16 protein-coding genes are annotated in these 16,193 nt (G+C 68.7%); 6 read left to right on the top strand and 10 right to left on the bottom strand.

What is annotated here, in order from left to right:
- Positions 1 to 55: 55 nt before the first annotated feature.
- Positions 56 to 877 (top strand): TerD family protein, encoded by an 822-nt coding sequence (locus tag OG252_RS34830; RefSeq protein WP_266440085.1) that lies wholly within the window; start codon positions 56 to 58, stop codon positions 875 to 877.
- 30 nt (positions 878 to 907) lie between these two features.
- Here OG252_RS34830 and OG252_RS34825 read toward each other — a convergent pair whose 3' ends face one another.
- The 6 genes from OG252_RS34825 to OG252_RS34800 all read right to left on the bottom strand — a co-directional run bounded on the left by OG252_RS34825 (position 908) and on the right by OG252_RS34800 (position 5,325).
- Positions 908 to 1,645: a TerD family protein gene (locus tag OG252_RS34825; RefSeq protein ID WP_266440083.1), complete on the bottom strand. Its 738-nt coding sequence runs from the start codon at positions 1,643 to 1,645 to the stop codon at positions 908 to 910.
- Positions 1,646 to 1,739: 94 nt separating this feature from the next.
- On the bottom strand, positions 1,740 to 2,885 hold the full coding sequence (locus OG252_RS34820; protein ID WP_266440082.1) for a DUF475 domain-containing protein: 1,146 nt from the start codon (positions 2,883 to 2,885) through the stop codon (positions 1,740 to 1,742).
- A gap of 49 nt (positions 2,886 to 2,934) precedes the next feature.
- Entirely contained in the window at positions 2,935 to 3,510 is a 576-nt protein-coding gene (locus OG252_RS34815; RefSeq protein WP_266440081.1) for a TerD family protein, read from the bottom strand.
- A gap of 100 nt (positions 3,511 to 3,610) precedes the next feature.
- Positions 3,611 to 4,186 (bottom strand): TerD family protein, encoded by a 576-nt coding sequence (locus tag OG252_RS34810; RefSeq protein WP_307674513.1) that lies wholly within the window; start codon positions 4,184 to 4,186, stop codon positions 3,611 to 3,613.
- Positions 4,187 to 4,300: 114 nt separating this feature from the next.
- Positions 4,301 to 4,759, bottom strand: a complete 459-nt coding sequence (locus tag OG252_RS34805; protein WP_266440077.1) for a peroxiredoxin — start codon at positions 4,757 to 4,759, stop codon at positions 4,301 to 4,303.
- Between the two features lie 128 nt (positions 4,760 to 4,887).
- On the bottom strand, positions 4,888 to 5,325 hold the full coding sequence (locus OG252_RS34800) for a DUF3052 domain-containing protein (protein ID WP_217240558.1): 438 nt from the start codon (positions 5,323 to 5,325) through the stop codon (positions 4,888 to 4,890).
- Between the two features lie 373 nt (positions 5,326 to 5,698).
- Between OG252_RS34800 and aceE the strand changes: the two genes are divergently transcribed.
- Both aceE and OG252_RS34790 read left to right on the top strand, forming a co-directional pair.
- Positions 5,699 to 8,431, top strand: a complete 2,733-nt coding sequence (aceE, locus tag OG252_RS34795; RefSeq protein ID WP_266440075.1) for a pyruvate dehydrogenase (acetyl-transferring), homodimeric type — start codon at positions 5,699 to 5,701, stop codon at positions 8,429 to 8,431.
- An 83-nt stretch (positions 8,432 to 8,514) separates the two neighbouring features.
- Entirely contained in the window at positions 8,515 to 9,252 is a 738-nt protein-coding gene (locus OG252_RS34790) for a potassium channel family protein (protein ID WP_266440073.1), read from the top strand.
- 158 nt (positions 9,253 to 9,410) lie between these two features.
- Here the strand turns inward: OG252_RS34790 and OG252_RS34785 are convergent, their stop codons facing one another.
- Positions 9,411 to 9,719, bottom strand: a complete 309-nt coding sequence (locus OG252_RS34785; RefSeq protein ID WP_266440072.1) for a small hydrophobic protein — start codon at positions 9,717 to 9,719, stop codon at positions 9,411 to 9,413.
- Between the two features lie 307 nt (positions 9,720 to 10,026).
- Positions 10,027 to 11,646 carry an MFS transporter gene (locus OG252_RS34780; protein WP_266440070.1) on the bottom strand — a complete coding sequence of 540 codons (1,620 nt, stop codon included), beginning with the start codon at positions 11,644 to 11,646 and terminating at the stop codon, positions 10,027 to 10,029.
- Between the two features lie 96 nt (positions 11,647 to 11,742).
- Between OG252_RS34780 and OG252_RS34775 the strand changes: the two genes are divergently transcribed.
- From OG252_RS34775 to OG252_RS34765, 3 genes are all read left to right on the top strand, one after another.
- Complete coding sequence (locus tag OG252_RS34775) at positions 11,743 to 12,384, top strand: TetR family transcriptional regulator (RefSeq protein ID WP_266440068.1); 642 nt, start codon at positions 11,743 to 11,745, stop codon at positions 12,382 to 12,384.
- 100 nt (positions 12,385 to 12,484) lie between these two features.
- A complete protein-coding gene (locus OG252_RS34770) occupies positions 12,485 to 13,705 on the top strand; it encodes an alpha/beta hydrolase (RefSeq protein WP_329341124.1) in 1,221 nt (406 codons plus the stop codon).
- A 57-nt stretch (positions 13,706 to 13,762) separates the two neighbouring features.
- Positions 13,763 to 14,623, top strand: a complete 861-nt coding sequence (locus OG252_RS34765) for a DUF4429 domain-containing protein (protein ID WP_329345255.1) — start codon at positions 13,763 to 13,765, stop codon at positions 14,621 to 14,623.
- A gap of 26 nt (positions 14,624 to 14,649) precedes the next feature.
- Here the strand turns inward: OG252_RS34765 and OG252_RS34760 are convergent, their stop codons facing one another.
- A complete protein-coding gene (locus OG252_RS34760; RefSeq protein WP_329341122.1) occupies positions 14,650 to 15,666 on the bottom strand; it encodes an aldo/keto reductase in 1,017 nt (338 codons plus the stop codon).
- Positions 15,666 to 16,130, bottom strand: coding sequence for a MerR family transcriptional regulator (locus OG252_RS34755; RefSeq protein WP_266440062.1), 465 nt, complete (start codon positions 16,128 to 16,130; stop codon positions 15,666 to 15,668). The genes OG252_RS34760 and OG252_RS34755 overlap by 1 nt, the downstream gene beginning before the upstream one ends.
- Positions 16,131 to 16,193 lie beyond the last annotated feature (63 nt).

Genomic DNA, 16,193 nt, shown 5'->3' with positions numbered 1-16,193 from the left:
ACGGATCTGCGACCCCGCGTTGTCGTGAGCAGGACCGAGAGGGCAGGATGACCGCATGACGCACGCGATGCTGAAGGGGTCGAACGTCCCGCTCGAAGCCACCACGGTACGCGCCGTGCTGCGCTGGGCGCCCGTGCAGGGGAGCCCTGTCGTCGACGCCTCGGCGCTGCTCCTCGGCCCTGACGGTCGTGTGCGATCCGACGAGGACTTCGTCTTCTACAACCAGCCCCGCCACCCCTCCGGAAAGGTCTGGCTGCTCGGCAAGAAGCGGGTCGCCGAGGGGCCCACGGACACGATCCAGACAGATCTCGCCGGTGTCGAGTCCGATGTCAGCCGGATTCTGCTGGTCGCTTCCGCGGACGACGTCACCTTCGACCGCGTCCAGGGGCTGTGCATCCTGCTGTACGACGCCACGGTGGCCGACGGCGAGCCGCTGGCGCACTTCGACATCAAGCCGGAGACCGGCGAGGAGACCGCCCTGATCTGCGGCGAGCTGTACCGCCGCGGCGAGGGCTGGAAGTTCCGCGCGCTGGGCGAGGGCTACTCCAACGGCCTTCAGGGCCTCGCCACCGACTTCGGCATCGCGGTGGACGAGTCGGAGGAGCAGCAGACCCCGGACGAGCCCGCGGCCCAGTCGCCCCCGGAGACCTCCCAGCCCCTCCCCCCGGAACAGCCCACGATGGTCCCGGCCCAGCCGGACTACGGCTACCCCCAGCAGCCCGCTCCCACGGTCCAGCCTGCGTACGGCTACCCGCAGACCCCGGCCGCGGCGACGACGGGAGCCCCGGGCGGCTACGGCTACCCGCAGCCGGTGACGGCGGCACCGGCGCAGGAGTTCCGGCTGCCTCCTCAGGGACCTCAGTTCATCGGGCGGTGAAGGGGCGCGGGGCTGTGAGTGGGCGAGCGCTCACCGCTCCGCCTTCGCCTTGTAGCCCCGCCCCCACTGCAATCCCCACCCGTACAGCCGGTCCAGCTCCGCCTGGAACCCGTAGACGAACTTCACCTCACGCCGAACGATCAGCTCCCCCTTCACGTTCTCGATCATCACCACCGCGCACGACCGAGCCTGGGGATGCCGCTCGTCGAGACCTATCTCGATCCGCGGCCCGTTGCTGGGATACAGCGTGACGATCGCGTGCGTACGGTCGAACGCCGGCGTCTGGTCGTAGATGTACACGAACACCAGCAGCCGCTTGATCGCGTCCCGATGGTCGAGGTTGACGTAGATCGTCTCCCCGGAGGCCGACCCGAACCGGTCGTCCCCGCTGAGCTTCACGTACGGCGCCCCGTTGATCTCCCCGAGGTAGCCCCCGAGCGGCTGCACAACGCCCTTGGTGCCGTCCTGGAGCTCGTACAGGCACCCCAGGTCGAGGTCGACGTTGACCATGCTCTGGCTGTGCCCGAGGACCTCCGGCGGCTTGAGCGCCCTGAAGGGGTGCCGCAGCAGGCTCTCCCGCTGGGAGCCGCCGAAGTCGGACGTCCGCATGCGCCAGGCCAGGTTGATGCGCAGATGCCCGGTGGCGGCGCCCTGCTTGGTGAGGGAGACCTGGCCGTGCCGTTTGGTCAGCTCGATGGAGTTGGTCGCCGCGTTGCCCGAGTCGAAGTCGGACTCCTGCCCGCGCCGGAGCCCGTCGAAGAAACCCATTCCCGCCCCACCTTCACGTCAAAGACCGGCGGGGCGGCGCCGAGGACTCGCCTCGACGCCGCCCCGCACAGAGCGTTCCTCACCCCGGAGGGTGTCACACCCCGGACGACACCTCAGTCTTGTCGTCCGAGCCCGCTTTTCCCTCGGCCGCTGCCAGTGCCCTGTTGCGGCGCACGGAGGACAGGAAGGACCAGCCGATCAGGAGCACACCGACGGAACCGGTGATGAGCTCGCTGATCTGGTACTGGATGGTGATCAGGAGGATCGCGGCGAGGGCGCCGATCGCGTAGTGCGCGCCGTGCTCCAGGTAGACGTACTCGTCGAGGGTGCCCTGGCGGACGAGGTACACGGTCAGCGACCGGACGTACATCGCGCCGATGCCCAGACCCAGCGCCATCAGGACGATGTCGTTGGTGATGGCGAAGGCACCGATCACGCCGTCGAAGGAGAAGGACGCGTCCAGGACCTCGAGGTAGAGGAACATGAAGAACGCGGCCTTGCCGGCCATGACGACCGCCGAGCGGGGCTTGCCCTGGCGTTCGGCGGCTTCCTCCTCCTCGTGCTCGCGTTCCTCCTGTTCTTCGAGCCTGTTCTCGAAGAAGCCGGAGAGACCGCCGACGATCATGTAGGTGATGAGGCCGCCGACACCGGAGAGGAGGACCGTCTCCGCCTTGTCGACGTGGGTGCCGCCGTGCTGGTGGGCGTGGGTCGCGAAGGTCATCGCGGAGATCAGCAGCACGATCAGGGCGATGCAGACCGAGAGCATGTCGATCTTGCCGAGCTTGGCGAGCGGCCGCTCGAGCCAGCCCAGCCACTTGATGTCCCGGTCCTCGAAGATGAAGTCGAGGAAGATCATCAGCAGGAACATGCCACCGAAGGCGGCGATCGACGGGTGAGCGTCGGTCACCAGCTGCTCGTAGCGGTCCTTGTCGGTGAGGGCGAGGTCGACGGCCTCGATCGGACCCATCGAGGCGCTGACGGCGACGATGACGACGGGGAAGACCAGTCGCATGCCGAACACGGCGATGAGCACGCCGATGGTAAGGAAGATCTTCTGCCAGAAGGCAGACATCTTCTTCAGGATTCCGGCGTTGACCACTGCGTTGTCGAAGGACAGCGAGATCTCGAGGACGGAGAGGATCGCCACGACGCCGAAGCCGGTCCACCCCCCGTAGAAGACCGCCGCGACGAGGCCGAGCGCGGTGACCGCGAACGACCAGCCGAAGGTTTTCAGAACCACTGGCTACCCAATCCTGTAAGTACGGATTTCTATCGCGCCGTACTCGGCTTTACGAAACATTGACTCCGAAGTCTAGAGCGATGCCCCGCAGCCCCGACGCGTACCCCTGCCCCACGGCCCTGAACTTCCATTCCCCCTGGTAGCGATAGACCTCGCCGAAGATCATCGCGGTCTCTGTGGAGGCGTCCTCGCTGAGGTCGTAGCGAGCGAGTTCCTGGCCGTCGGCCTGGTTGACCACGCGGATGAAGGCGTTGCTCACCTGGCCGAAGCTCTGGCCGCGCTCGTCGGCCTGGTGGATGGAGACGGGAAAGACGATCTTGTCGCACTGCGGCGGCACCTTGGAGAGGTCGATCAGCAGCGACTCGTCGTCGCCCTCGCCCTCACCGGTGAGGTTGTCACCGGTGTGCTCGACCGAGCCGTCCGGGCTCTTGAGCTGGTTGTAGAAGACGAACCACTCGTCCCCCAGCACCCGGCCGTTGTTGCACATCAGCGCGCTGGCGTCGAGATCGAAGGGCGCGCCGGTGGTGGAGCGCGCGTCCCAGCCGAGCCCGACCGTCACCTGGGTGAGGTTGGGTGCGGCCTTGGACAGGGAGACATTGCCTCCCTTGGCGAGCGTGACGCCCATGATGCTGGTCCCTCCCCGAGACAGTCCTTCTCTGCTTGTCCTGCACGTCCGGCGCCGCACGCAAACCGTGCGGCGCCGGACGGTGAGACCCGCCGTGGGCTCAGACGTTCACGCCGAAGTCCTGGGCGATGCCGCGCAGGCCCGAGGCGTAGCCCTGGCCGATGGCACGGAACTTCCACTCCGGGCCGTTGCGGTAGAGCTCGCCGAAGACCATGGCGGTCTCGGTGGAGGCGTCCTCGGAGAGGTCGTACCGCGCGATCTCGGCGCCGCCGGCCTGGTTCACGACGCGGATGAACGCGTTGCGCACCTGGCCGAAGGACTGCTGGCGGTTCTCGGCGTCATAGATCGACACCGGGAAGGTGATCTTGTCGACGTCGGCCGGGACGGCGGCGAGGTTGACCTTGATCTGCTCGTCGTCGCCCTCGCCCTCACCGGTGAGGTTGTCGCCGGTGTGCTCGACCGAGCCGTCCGGGCTCTTGAGGTTGTTGAAGAAGATGAAGTTGGCGTCACTGGTGACCTTGCCGGACGCGTCCAGCAGCAGCGCGCTGGCGTCCAGGTCGAAGTCCGTGCCGGTGGTGGTGCGGATGTCCCACCCCAGACCGACGATGACCGCGGTCAGGCCCGGGGCCTCCTTGGTCAGCGATACGTTGCCGCCCTTGCTGAGGCTGACTCCCACGAGTCCTCCATTGGTGTCCGGGGGCTGGGAGGCCCCGCCGTGCGTTCGATGTCGGATCAACGAGTCGATCCTAGTGACGGGTTCCCGTACCACGCATGGCATGGAACCGAAGAATCACAGGGTGTCGAGCGCCTTGACGTACTCGTTCAGGTCGCGCGCGTCCGGCAGGGCGTTGACGACGGTCCAGCGCACGAGGCCCTCCTTGTCGATGACGAAGGTGCCGCGCACCGCGCAGCCCTTGTCCTCGGCGAAGACGCCGTACGCGCGACTGACCTCGCCGTGCGGCCAGAAGTCGCTGAGCAGCGGGTACTCCAGACCCTCCTGCTCGGCGAAGACACGCAGGGTGTGGATGGAGTCGTTCGAGACGGCGAGCAGCTGGGTGTCGCGGTCGGAGAACTGCGGCAGGTGGTCGCGCAGCTCGCACAGCTCGCCGGTGCACACGCCCGTGAAGGCGAAGGGGTAGAAGATCAGTACGACGTTCTTGCTGCCGCGGAAGTCGGACAGCTTCACGGTCGCGCCGTGGTTGTCCTTGAGCTCGAAGTCGGGGGCCTTCTCGCCGATCTGGATCGCCATCGCCTCGGATGTCCCTTCGTGGGCTGTTCGGGTGAGAACCACCCTACGCAGCGATCACCGAGGGGCTTCGGACGGGCTGGGGGTCTCGGCCACTGCCGAGTGCTGACCAGCCCGTCCGGCGCTGCGGGCTACTTCTTGGACTTCGCGGCCTTCGGCGTCACCAGCCGGCTGCCGCTCCAGTCCTTGCCGACGCTGACGCTCTTGGACGCGGACAGCCCTGCCGTGGTCGCGGCTTCAGAGATGTCGCTCGGCTCCACGTAGCCGTCCCGGCCGGTCTTCGGCGTCAGCAGCAGGATCGAACCGCCCTCTTCGATGTACGTGATGGCATCCACCAGTACGTCGGTCAGGTCGCCGTCCTCGTCGCGGAACCACAGCACAACGGCGTCGGCGACGTCGTCGTATTCCTCATCCACGAGGTCTGTGCCGATGACTTCCTCAATGGCCTCGCGGAGTTCCTGGTCTACGTCGTCGTCGTAGCCGATCTCCTGGACCACCTGCTCGGGCTGGAACCCCAGCCTGACGGCAGGGTTCGTCCGCTCCTCCGCGTGGTCCGCGGTCGCGCTCACGGGTTGCCTCCTGATCATGTCTTGGTGAATGTCTCAGCCACGCGCGTGCGCGAAGCAATGGCCGTAGTCCACACGGGCGGGACCGATCGCGCAAGTACCCGGCCGTTCGGACCGCCGAAACGGTGACGATACCGGCCGTGTCGCCGCAACCTACGGCACACCGCCCCAGTCCGAGGTGATGCAGCCCACACCCATGTGCCCTGTTTGTACGTTTGGGAACCCCACTTGGGGGCGTCCGTGCGCACCAGGCTCTGATTACCTCACAGTAGAGATGACGTTTGCGACGCCGAGGTACACGATGGGGAACGGTGCAGGCATACGAAAACCCCGAGGAATCCCTCGCAAAGCAGCCCTCTGACAGGTAAGGAACAGCGTGGCTTCCGGATCCGATCGCAATCCGATCATCATTGGCGGCCTTCCGAGTCAGGTTCCTGACTTCGATCCCGAAGAGACCCAGGAGTGGCTCGACTCCCTCGACGCCGCTGTGGACGAGCGCGGCCGGGAACGGGCCCGCTACCTGATGCTGCGGCTCATCGAGCGCGCCCGCGAGAAGCGCGTGGCCGTGCCGGAGATGCGCAGCACGGACTACGTGAACACCATCCCCACCAGGGCTGAGCCGTTCTTCCCGGGCAACGAGGAGATCGAACGCCGGATCCTGAACGCGACCCGGTGGAACGCCGCGGTCATGGTCTCGCGCGCCCAGCGGCCCGGCATCGGCGTCGGCGGCCACATCGCCACCTTCGCCTCCTCGGCCTCCCTCTACGACGTCGGCTTCAACCACTTCTTCCGCGGCAAGGACGAGGGCGACGGCGGCGACCAGGTCTTCTTCCAGGGGCATGCCTCCCCGGGCATCTACGCCCGCGCGTTCCTCCTCGACCGCCTCAGCGAGCAGAACCTGGACGCGTTCCGGCAGGAGAAGTCGAAGGCGCCGTACGGCCTGTCCAGCTACCCGCATCCGCGGCTGATGCCGGACTTCTGGGAGTTCCCGACCGTGTCGATGGGCCTCGGCCCGATCGGCGCGATCTACCAGGCCCGGATGAACCGCTATCTCCACGCGCGCGGGATCGCGGACACCTCCAAGTCGCAGGTGTGGGCGTTCCTCGGCGACGGCGAGATGGACGAGCCCGAGTCGCTCGGCCAGCTGTCCATCGCCGCCCGTGAGGGCCTGGACAACCTCACCTTCGTGGTCAACTGCAACCTGCAGCGGCTCGACGGCCCGGTGCGCGGCAACGGCAAGATCATCCAGGAGCTGGAGTCGATCTTCCGCGGCGCCGGCTGGAACGTCATCAAGCTGGTGTGGGACCGCACCTGGGACCCGCTGCTGGCGCAGGACCGCGACGGCGTGCTGGTCAACAAGATGAACACCACGCCGGACGGGCAGTTCCAGACGTACGCCACCGAGACCGGCGCGTACATCCGCGACCACTTCTTCGGCGACGACCACCGGCTGCGCGCGATGGTCGAGGGCATGACCGACGACCAGATCCTGCACCTGGGGCGCGGCGGTCACGACCACCGGAAGATCTTCGCGGCGTACAAGGCGGCCGCGGAGCACAAGGGCCAGCCGACCGTGATCCTCGCCAAGACGATCAAGGGCTGGACGCTGGGGCCGAACTTCGAGGGCCGCAACGCCACGCACCAGATGAAGAAGCTGACGGTCGCCGACCTCAAGGGCTTCCGCGACCGGCTGCACCTGCCGATCTCCGACAAGGAGCTGGAGTCGGGCGCGCCGCCCTACTACCACCCGGGCCGGGACTCGGAGGAGATCCAGTACATGCACGACCGCCGCAACTCGCTCGGCGGTTACGTCCCGACGCGCGTCGTGCGCTCGCAGCCGCTCCCGCTGCCGGACGACAAGACGTACGCGACCGTGAAGAAGGGCTCGGGCCAGCAGTCCATCGCGACGACCATGGCCTTTGTGCGGCTCCTGAAGGACCTCATGCGGGACAAGGAGATCGGCAAGCGGTTCGTGCTGATCGCGCCGGACGAGTACCGCACCTTCGGCATGGACTCCTTCTTCCCGAGCGCGAAGATCTACAACCCGCTCGGCCAGCAGTACGAGGCCGTGGACCGGGACCTGCTCCTCGCGTACAAGGAGTCGCCGACCGGGCAGATGCTGCACGACGGCATCTCCGAGGCGGGCTGCACCGCCTCGCTGATCGCCGCGGGTTCGTCGTACGCCACGCACGGCGAGCCGCTCATCCCGGTGTACGTCTTCTACTCGATGTTCGGTTTCCAGCGCACCGGCGACCAGTTCTGGCAGATGTCCGACCAGCTGGCGCGCGGCTTCGTGCTGGGTGCGACCGCGGGCCGTACGACCCTGACCGGTGAGGGCCTCCAGCACGCGGACGGCCACTCGCAGCTGCTCGCCTCGACCAACCCGGGCTGTGTGGCGTACGACCCGGCCTACGGCTTCGAGATCGCGCACATCGTGCAGGACGGGCTGCGCCGGATGTACGGCCCCGACAGCGAGGACGTCTTCTACTACCTCACCGTCTACAACGAGCCGATCCAGCACCCGGCCGAGCCGGCGAACGTGGACGCCGAGGGCATCGTCAAGGGCATCCACCGCTTCGCTCAGGGCACGTCGGGGTCGATCCCGGCGCAGATCATGGCGTCCGGTGTCGCGGTGCCGTGGGCGGTCGAGGCGCAGAAGATCCTCGCCGAGGAGTGGAACGTGAAGGCCGACGTCTGGTCGGCGACCTCCTGGAACGAGCTGCGGCGCGAGGCCGTGGCCTGCGAGGAGCACAACCTGCTGCACCCCGAGGAGGAGCAGCGGGTGCCGTACGTGACGCGGAAGCTGTCCGGCGCGGAGGGACCGTTCGTGGCCGTGTCCGACTGGATGCGGTCGGTTCCGGACCAGATCGCGCGGTGGGTGCCGGGGACGTACCAGTCGCTGGGCGCCGACGGCTTCGGCTTCGCCGACACCCGTGGGGCGGCACGCCGCTACTTCCACATCGACGCGCAGTCGATCGTGGTGGGCGTGCTGACCGAGCTGGCGAAGGAGGGCAAGGTCGACCGGTCGGCGCTGAAGCAGGCCATCGACCGCTACCAGCTGCTCGACGTGTCGGCGGCGGACCCGGGGGCCGCGGGCGGCGACGCGTAGCGCGGAGCGCATGACCGAGTGAGGGCGGTGGGGCCTGTGGCCCCACCGCCCTCACTGCTTCACCACTTCTTTACGATGCGGGCATGAAGGAACAGACGCCGCAGGTGCGTTGGGAGCGGCGCACCCAACGGCCTTTGCTGGCGCTCGCCGTGCTGTTCGCCGTCGCCTACGCCGTGCCCATCGTGGTCAGCCCGGCGAGCCGGTCGCTGACCCTCGCCTGCACGGCCGTCGAGTGGGCGGTGTGGGGGGCCTTCGCCGTCGACTACCTGGTGCGGCTGGTCCTCGCGGAGGATCGCCGGCGGTTCGTACGGACGCACTGGCTGGACCTGTGCGCGGTGGTGCTGCCGCTGATCCAGCCGCTCAGGCTGCTGCGGCTGGTGTCGACGCTGGTGCTGGTGCAGCGGCGGGCGCGGATGGCCTCGCAGATCCGGCTGACGACGTATGTCGCGGGGGCGGTGGTCGGGCTGCTGATGTTCGGGTCGCTGGCCGTGCTGTCGGTGGAGCGGGAGTCGGCGGACGGGAACATCAGGACGCTGGGTGACGCGGTGTGGTGGTCGTTCACGACGATGACGACCGTGGGGTACGGGGACCACGCGCCGACCACCGGCCTCGGGCGCATGATCGCCGTGGGGCTGATGCTGTCCGGGATCGCGCTGCTGGGTGTGGTGACCGCGAACATCGCCGCGTGGTTCATCGCCCGGTTCGAGAAGGACGACGTGGAGGAGCGGCGGCAGACGGAGGCGATCCGGTTGCTGACCGATGAGGTGCGGGCGCTGCGGGCGGAGGTCGCGGCGTTGCAGGAGGGGTCAGTTCGGCAGTGAGCGGGGCTGCGGCTGGGGGGCGCGCAGCCCGGCGCTGACGGGGTGCCGTCCGCGCCCACCCGTGCCGCCCCAGCGGCACGACTGCCCGCGGACTGACGGCGGCGGACGCGGGTGGGCCCCCGGCGTCCCACCGGGGGCCCTTCCCTCACGCCCCCGGGTCAGAACATGCCCGTGCCCGGGGTTGCCGCTCCGGCGATCCAGATGACCGCCAGGAGCGTGTCGATGGCGCCCAGTACCAGGGCGACCAGGGCCGTGACGGGGCGGGTACCCGCCCAGCTGCGGCCCATGGCGAGCCAGCCGCAGACGATCGCGACGGGGCCGAGGATGATCCCCAGCACAAAGAATCCGGCGATCGCACAGATGACTCCGATGATTCCGAGCGTCGCGCGATCCGGCCCGCTCCGTGACCACGTCCGGCTACGTGAGCGGGGGTACCTGCGCGTTCCGTGTCCGAAGCCCGCCATCATCAACTCCCTGAACCCCTCGGTTGGTTGGGTTCGTTCCGGGTTCGACGATGCGAGTACCCCCGATGCGGTGCCTAATCCTCCGGCCTTGCGGCGCGCCGCCCCCCTCCGGCAGCGCGCCGCAGATCCGGTCGCCCTCATTCGTCGTACGAACGTCCCGAACTTGCCTGGGGAACATGCCGCACCGGAGGGCTTGACCCACTGTGACCTGCGGCGCGTACCGGGTGCGAGGAATCTTTAGCGTTGTCACCCTGATAGGGGAACTCCGCGTATTCCTCCCGGGGTTGGAGAAGGACGGGGTGTATCGGGGTCAGATGTGCCCGACGCCCGCGCCCGCCTCGGCGTTCTCGCCGCGCTTGGTGAGCATCGCGACCAGGACGGCGAGGACGGCGACCCCGGCGGCGACCAGGGACGCCAGGCTCATGCCGGAGACGAAGGTGTCGTGCGCGACGTCGGTGATCTTCGCGACGACCGCCTCCGGCGTGCCCTGGGCGACCGGTGGCACACCGACCTGGACCGCCTCGGAGGCCTGGTCGAGCTGGGCCGGCGAGAGCGGCGGGAGTCCCGCGTCCTTCCAGTTGCCCGCGAGGTCGCTGTCCACCTTGGAGGCCATCACGGCGCCCAGGACGGCCGTACCGAGGCTGCCGCCGATCTGCATCGCGGCCTGCTGGAGTCCGCCGGCGACGCCGGAGAGCTCCATCGGGGCGTTGCCGACGATGACCTCGGTGGCGCCGACCATGACGGGTGCGAGGCCGAGGCCCAGCAGGGCGAACCAGAGCGACATGAGACCGCTGCCGGTGCCCGCGTCCAGGGTGGACATCCCGAACATGGCGATGGCGACGGCGGCCATGCCTCCGGCCAGCGGAATGCGCGGGCCCAGCTTGGTGATCATCGCGCCTGCGAGCGGGGAGCCCACGATCATCATCCCGGTGAGCGGGAGCAGGTGCAGACCGGCGTCGATCGGGCCCATACCGTGCACGTTCTGCAGATAGAAGGTGACGAAGAACAGGCCGCCCATGAAGGCGATCGCCATGAGGACCATGAGGACGACACCCGCCGACAGCGGGACCGAGCGGAACAGGGCCAGCGGGATCAGCGGCTCCTTGACCTTCGTCTCCCAGAAGGCGAAGAGCGCGAAGCCGACGACGGACGCGAGGAGGAAGGTCCAGGTCGTGCCGGAGCCCCAGCCCCATTCCGGGGCCTTGATGAGCGCCCACACCAGGCAGAACATGGCGGCCGACAGCAGCGCGATGCCCAGGATGTCGAAGGAGCGCGGGGCGTTCTCGGCGCGGTGGTCGAGCAGGATGAACACGCCGAGGGCTACGGCGAGGATGCCGACCGGCACGTTGATGAAGAACACCGACTGCCAGTTGACGTGCTCGACCAGGACGCCGCCGAGGATCGGGCCGCCGGCGGTGGAGGCGCCGATGACCATGCCCCAGATACCGATGGCCATGTTGAGCTTCTCGGCCGGGAAGGTCGCGCGCAGCAGGCCGAGCGCGGCCGGCATCAGCAGCGCGCCGAACAGGCCCTGCAGGACCCGGAAGCTGACGACCAGCGCGATACTGTCGGACATTCCGATGGCACCGGAGGCGGCGGCGAAGCCGACCACGCCGATCAGGAAGGTCTGCCGGTGGCCGAAGCGGTCACCGAGCTTGCCCGCGGTGATCAGGGAGACCGCGAGGGCGAGGAAGTAGCCGTTGGTGATCCACTGGACGTCGGCGAAGCTCGCCTTCAGGTCCGACTGGATGGCCGGGTTGGCGATGGCCACGATGGTGCCGTCCAGGGCCACCATCATGACCCCGACCGCGACGGTTATGAGCGTGAACCAGGGGTGGCCGCGCAGCCCGGAGGCAGGCGACCCGCCGGACGAGGCGGATGGTGCCTTGTCCCCCGGCCCCGTCTTGTCGATGGTGGTCTGACTAGTCATGCGTTCGAGGCTAATGACAGCCACTGACAATTGACAAACCAATTCACAAGTCGGTAACTGTCACGACAGTGATTGTTATTCGCAGGGAGAGGCCCCATGGACACCGCGGCACGGCCGGGACTGCGCGAGCGCAAGAGGCAGCGCACCCGTGACGCGCTGATCAGGGCCGCCCTCGAACTGTTCGTCGGCCGGGGGTACGAACAGACGACCGTCGACGACATCGCCGAGGCGGTCGACGTCTCGCAGCGCACCTTCTTCCGCTACTTCGCCAACAAGGAGGAGGCCGCGCTCGCCGTCCAGGAGATGACGATCGAGCGCTTCGTCGAGTCGGTGCGCCAGCGCCCGGCGCACGAGGCGCCGATGGAGGCGCTGCGGCAGGCGGTACTGGAGGGCTGGGACACGCTCAACGAGATCGTCGAATCCGTCGTACCCGTGGAGCTGCATCTGCGCATGTCCCGGGTGATCGAGTCGACGCCCGTCCTGCTCGCCGCCCATCTGCGCCGCTCCGCGGAGATCGAGGAGATCATCGCCGGGGTGCTCGCCGAGCGCGAGGGCCTCGACGTGGACACCGACCCGCGCCCCCGGCTGACGGTGGCCGTGTTCAGCGGGGTGATACGGGTGACGGAACGGCAGTGGAGCACCGGCGAGGACTTCAGCCTCGACGCGATCCGCGCCCTGACGGTCAGGTACCTCGAGCAGGTGGGACCGGCGTTGACCGGAAACTGGCGAACGGCCTGAAGGCGACCGCACTATGCACCGAAGACCCCGCTTTGTCCAAACGTGATTCACGCCACTTGGTTAACGCGAGACCCTCTCGTTCTCCTAGTGTGTCCTTTCAGTGACTTCCTTCGACACCTCCCCGCAACTGAACGTCTGGCGCGCACTGCTCGCGTTGGCCGTGGTGTTCGTGATGCTGGCCACCACCGGCTGGACGGCACTGCGCAGTCAGCCGAGCAGCACCGCGATCCAGGCATCGCTCTCGGACTGGGAGCACGGCAGCATCGCCGGGCACCGGCTGCCCGACCCGCAGGAGACGACCCCCCACCGTCTCGCCCGGTTCTTCGCCTCACTCACCGCACAGCAGCGCGGCAGCCTCGTGAGGCGCTATCCGCTCGCCGTCGGCAACATGAACGGCGCCCCCGTCGAGCTGCGTTACCGCGCCAACCGCATCGCGCTCGACCAGGCCCGCAAGGTCGAGCTGAAACGCATGCACGACGTACGGCTCACCCCTGACGGGCAGCAGGAGGCCGGGCGGCGCATGCACCGCTACGTCGCGCTGATGACCAAGGGCCGCCACATCCTCGCCTTCGACCCCGACGGCTCGGGCCGGGTCGCCGAGGTCTTCGGCAGTCTGCGTAGGGCGGAACGGGTCTCGGTCGTCGTCCCCGGTGTCGACACCGACCTGCTCACCTTCCAGCGCACCTCCCGGCAGTACTCCGCGCCGGTCGGCATGGCCAAGGCCCTGTACCGGGCCGAGCGCGCGGCGAGTCCGTCGACGCGTACGGCCGTCATCGCCTGGGCCGACTACACCGCGCCCAGCGGGCTCGGCATCGACTCGGCCACCGCGATGCGCGCGGCGGACGGGGCGGTCCGGCTGAACGCGCTGGTGCGGGCCCTGCCCGGTGGCACCCCGGTCTCCCTGTTCTGCCACAGCTACGGCTCGGTGGTGTGCGGCCTCGCCGCGCGGACGCTGCCGGACCGGGTGGCCGACATCGCGGTGGCCGGCAGCCCCGGGATGCGGGTGGCGAACGCGTCCCACCTGCACACCTCCGCGCATGTGTGGGCGATGCGGGACGCCGACGACTGGGTGCAGGACGTGCCGTACCTGGAGGTCGGAGGGCTCGGCCACGGGGCGGACCCGATGTCCGCCGCGTTCGGCGCGCGCGTGCTGTCCTCGCAGGGCGCGGACGGACACAGCGGCTACTTCGAGCCCGGCACGGAGAGCCTGTCGAACTTCGCCGACATCGGCACTGGCGCATACCGCTCGGTGCACTGTGCGGGAGATACCGAAGCCTGCCGGGCGGGTTTGTCCGGGGCGGCGTCGGCCGGACGCGCGTAGAGAAGGAGAAATCCACGGATGCGCGGGGAGGGGACGAAGGAGCGCGTGCCGCATACGATGAGCCGCATGGGTGACGTACTGGCCGGATTTCATGCCGCCTGGGAGTTCGACTCCGACTCCGTGCTCATCCGCTACGAACGGGGGATTCGAACACCCAAGCTGTTCCAGGCGCTCGGGGAACGCCGCATCCCCCTCGACGCGCTGGCCGGGGTGACACTCACCCCCGGCAAACGCGGGACGGTGGTCCTGCGTGCCCAACCGCGCCCCGGCGCCGATCCGTTGATGGAGGCGGCCGAGGGGCAGCTCAAGGAAGGGTGCGATCCGTACCGGCTGGTGCTGCCGGCCGGCAAGGAGACGCTCGCCGAGTACTACGCCGACGAGTTGCGCGCGCGGCTGAAGCAGGACGACGAGCCGGCCGAAAGGTTTCTGGTGCCGGCCCCCGAAGTGCCGCTGCAGTTCAAGGCGTACGACGGCAAGGCGTCCTTCGATGGCAGGACCGTGCGCTTCCGGTGGTTCTGGACCGGGGCGTCGTCGGCGAAGTGGAAGGCCGGCGACCAGAGTTTCCCGGTCTCCGAGCTGACCGGGGTGGAGTGGCGGTCGCCGGAGGTGTTCGAGGGACATCTGCGGTTGGTGCGGCGGGACGCGGGGGCGCCGCCAGCCCAGGCGGACCAGGACCCGGCGGCTGTGGTGTTCGGGTTGGGATACGGGCCGGTGCACGAGTCGTTGCCGTTCGCGGCGGCCGTGCTGGCCGCCGTCCGCGAGCGCGGGCCGGTCGCGGCCGTGGCCACGACGGCGCCCCGCCGCGACCCCGCCGACATCGCCGAGCGCATCCGTCACCTTGGGGAGCTGCATCAGGCCGGGCTGGTGACGGATGAGGAGTTCTCGGTGAAGAAGGCGGAGTTGCTGGCGGAGCTGTAGCTACTCGCGGCCTGCGGAAGTCGTAGCTACTCGCGCCCTGCAGAGGTGAACGTCATGTCCGCGTAGCGGTCGCCCGCCACCTTCGCTGCGATCGGCTCCAGGAGCTCCAGCTCACCCTTCGTCAGCTCGATCCGGGTCGCCGCCGTGTTCTCCTCGACGCGGCTGACCTTGCGGGTGCCGGGGATCGGGACGAGCGGGAGGCCGTGCACCGAGGCCTGCTGCTGGACCCACGCCAGGGCGATCTGCCCGAGCGAGGCCCCGTGCGCCTCGGCCACCGTGCGGATCGGGTCCAGCAGGGCCACGTTGGCGGACGCGTTCTCGCCGGTGAAGCGAGGCTGGTGGCGGCGGAAGTCGTCGGCCGTCAGGTCCTTGTCCGCGTCGGCGAAGGAGCCGGTGAGGAAGCCGCGGCCGAGCGGGGAGTACGGCACCAGGGTCACGCCCAGTTCGCGGGCCGTCGGCACCACGTTCGCCTCGATGTCCCGGCTGAACAGCGACCACTCCGACTGCAGGGCGGCGATCGGGTGGACGGACTGCGCGGTGCGCAGCTCGTCGGCCGTGACCTCGCTCAGGCCCAGGTGCTTGACCTTGCCCTCGCGCACCAGCTCCGCCATCGCGGCGACGGTGTCCTCCATCGGCACGTTCACATCGCGCCGGTGCATGTAGTAGAGGTCGATGACGTCGACGTCGAGGCGCTTGAGGCTCGCCTCGACGGCCTGGCGTATGTAGGGCCGGTCGTTGCGGATGACCCGCCGGGTCGGGTCGTCCGGGGGGATGGACAGGGCGAACTTGGTGGCGATCACGACCTCGTCGCGGTGCGCCTTGAAGAACGGGGAGAGGAACTTCTCGTTCTCCCCCGCGCCGTACGCGTCCGCCGTGTCGAACAGGGTGACGCCGAGTTCCAGGGCCCGCTCCAGCGTGGCCCTGGACTCGCCGGCGTCCGTGGGGCCGTAGGCGAAGCTCATGCCCATGCAGCCGAGGCCCTGTACACCGACCTCGGGGCCGTCGTCGCCGAGTCGGACCGTGGGGATCTTGCCGTCCGTCATCAGGACCTCTCCGACGCCAGGGCCCGCCCGGCGTCCGCGTAGAAATTGATCTTCCGGTCGAGAACCGCGAGCGTGTCCTGGAGTTCGGCGATCCGCGCGAGGACGTCCTCGCGGGTCTCCTTCAGCAGCTCGAAGCGGTCCGTGTACGTGTGGTCGCCCTCGCGGACCAGTTCCGCGTACCGCACCATGTCCGCCACCGGCATACCGGTCAGCCGGAGCTTGCCGACGAGGTCGAGCCAGTCGAGGTCGCGGTTGCAGTAGCGACGCTGGCCGGTGTGCGAGCGGTCGATGTGCGGCATCAGGCCGATGCGCTCGTACCAGCGCAGGGTGTGCGCGGTCAGGCCGGTGATCGCGACCACCTCGCTGATCGTGTAGCTGTCCTGGCCGTCCGGGCGTCGACCGGGTTGATACTCCGGGGCGGCACAGCTGTCGGTACTGGTACCCGTGGTTTCCATCACCGTCATGACCTCAACGCTATGGCCTTGGAGTGCACTCGAAGCAAGCGGTACCGGTAAGAAATCGGCAGG

This window comes from Streptomyces sp. NBC_01352 (assembly GCF_036237295.1).
Taxonomy (GTDB): Bacteria; Actinomycetota; Actinomycetes; order Streptomycetales; family Streptomycetaceae; genus Streptomyces; species Streptomyces plumbiresistens.
This window is presented reverse-complemented; position numbering and strand designations above follow the sequence as displayed.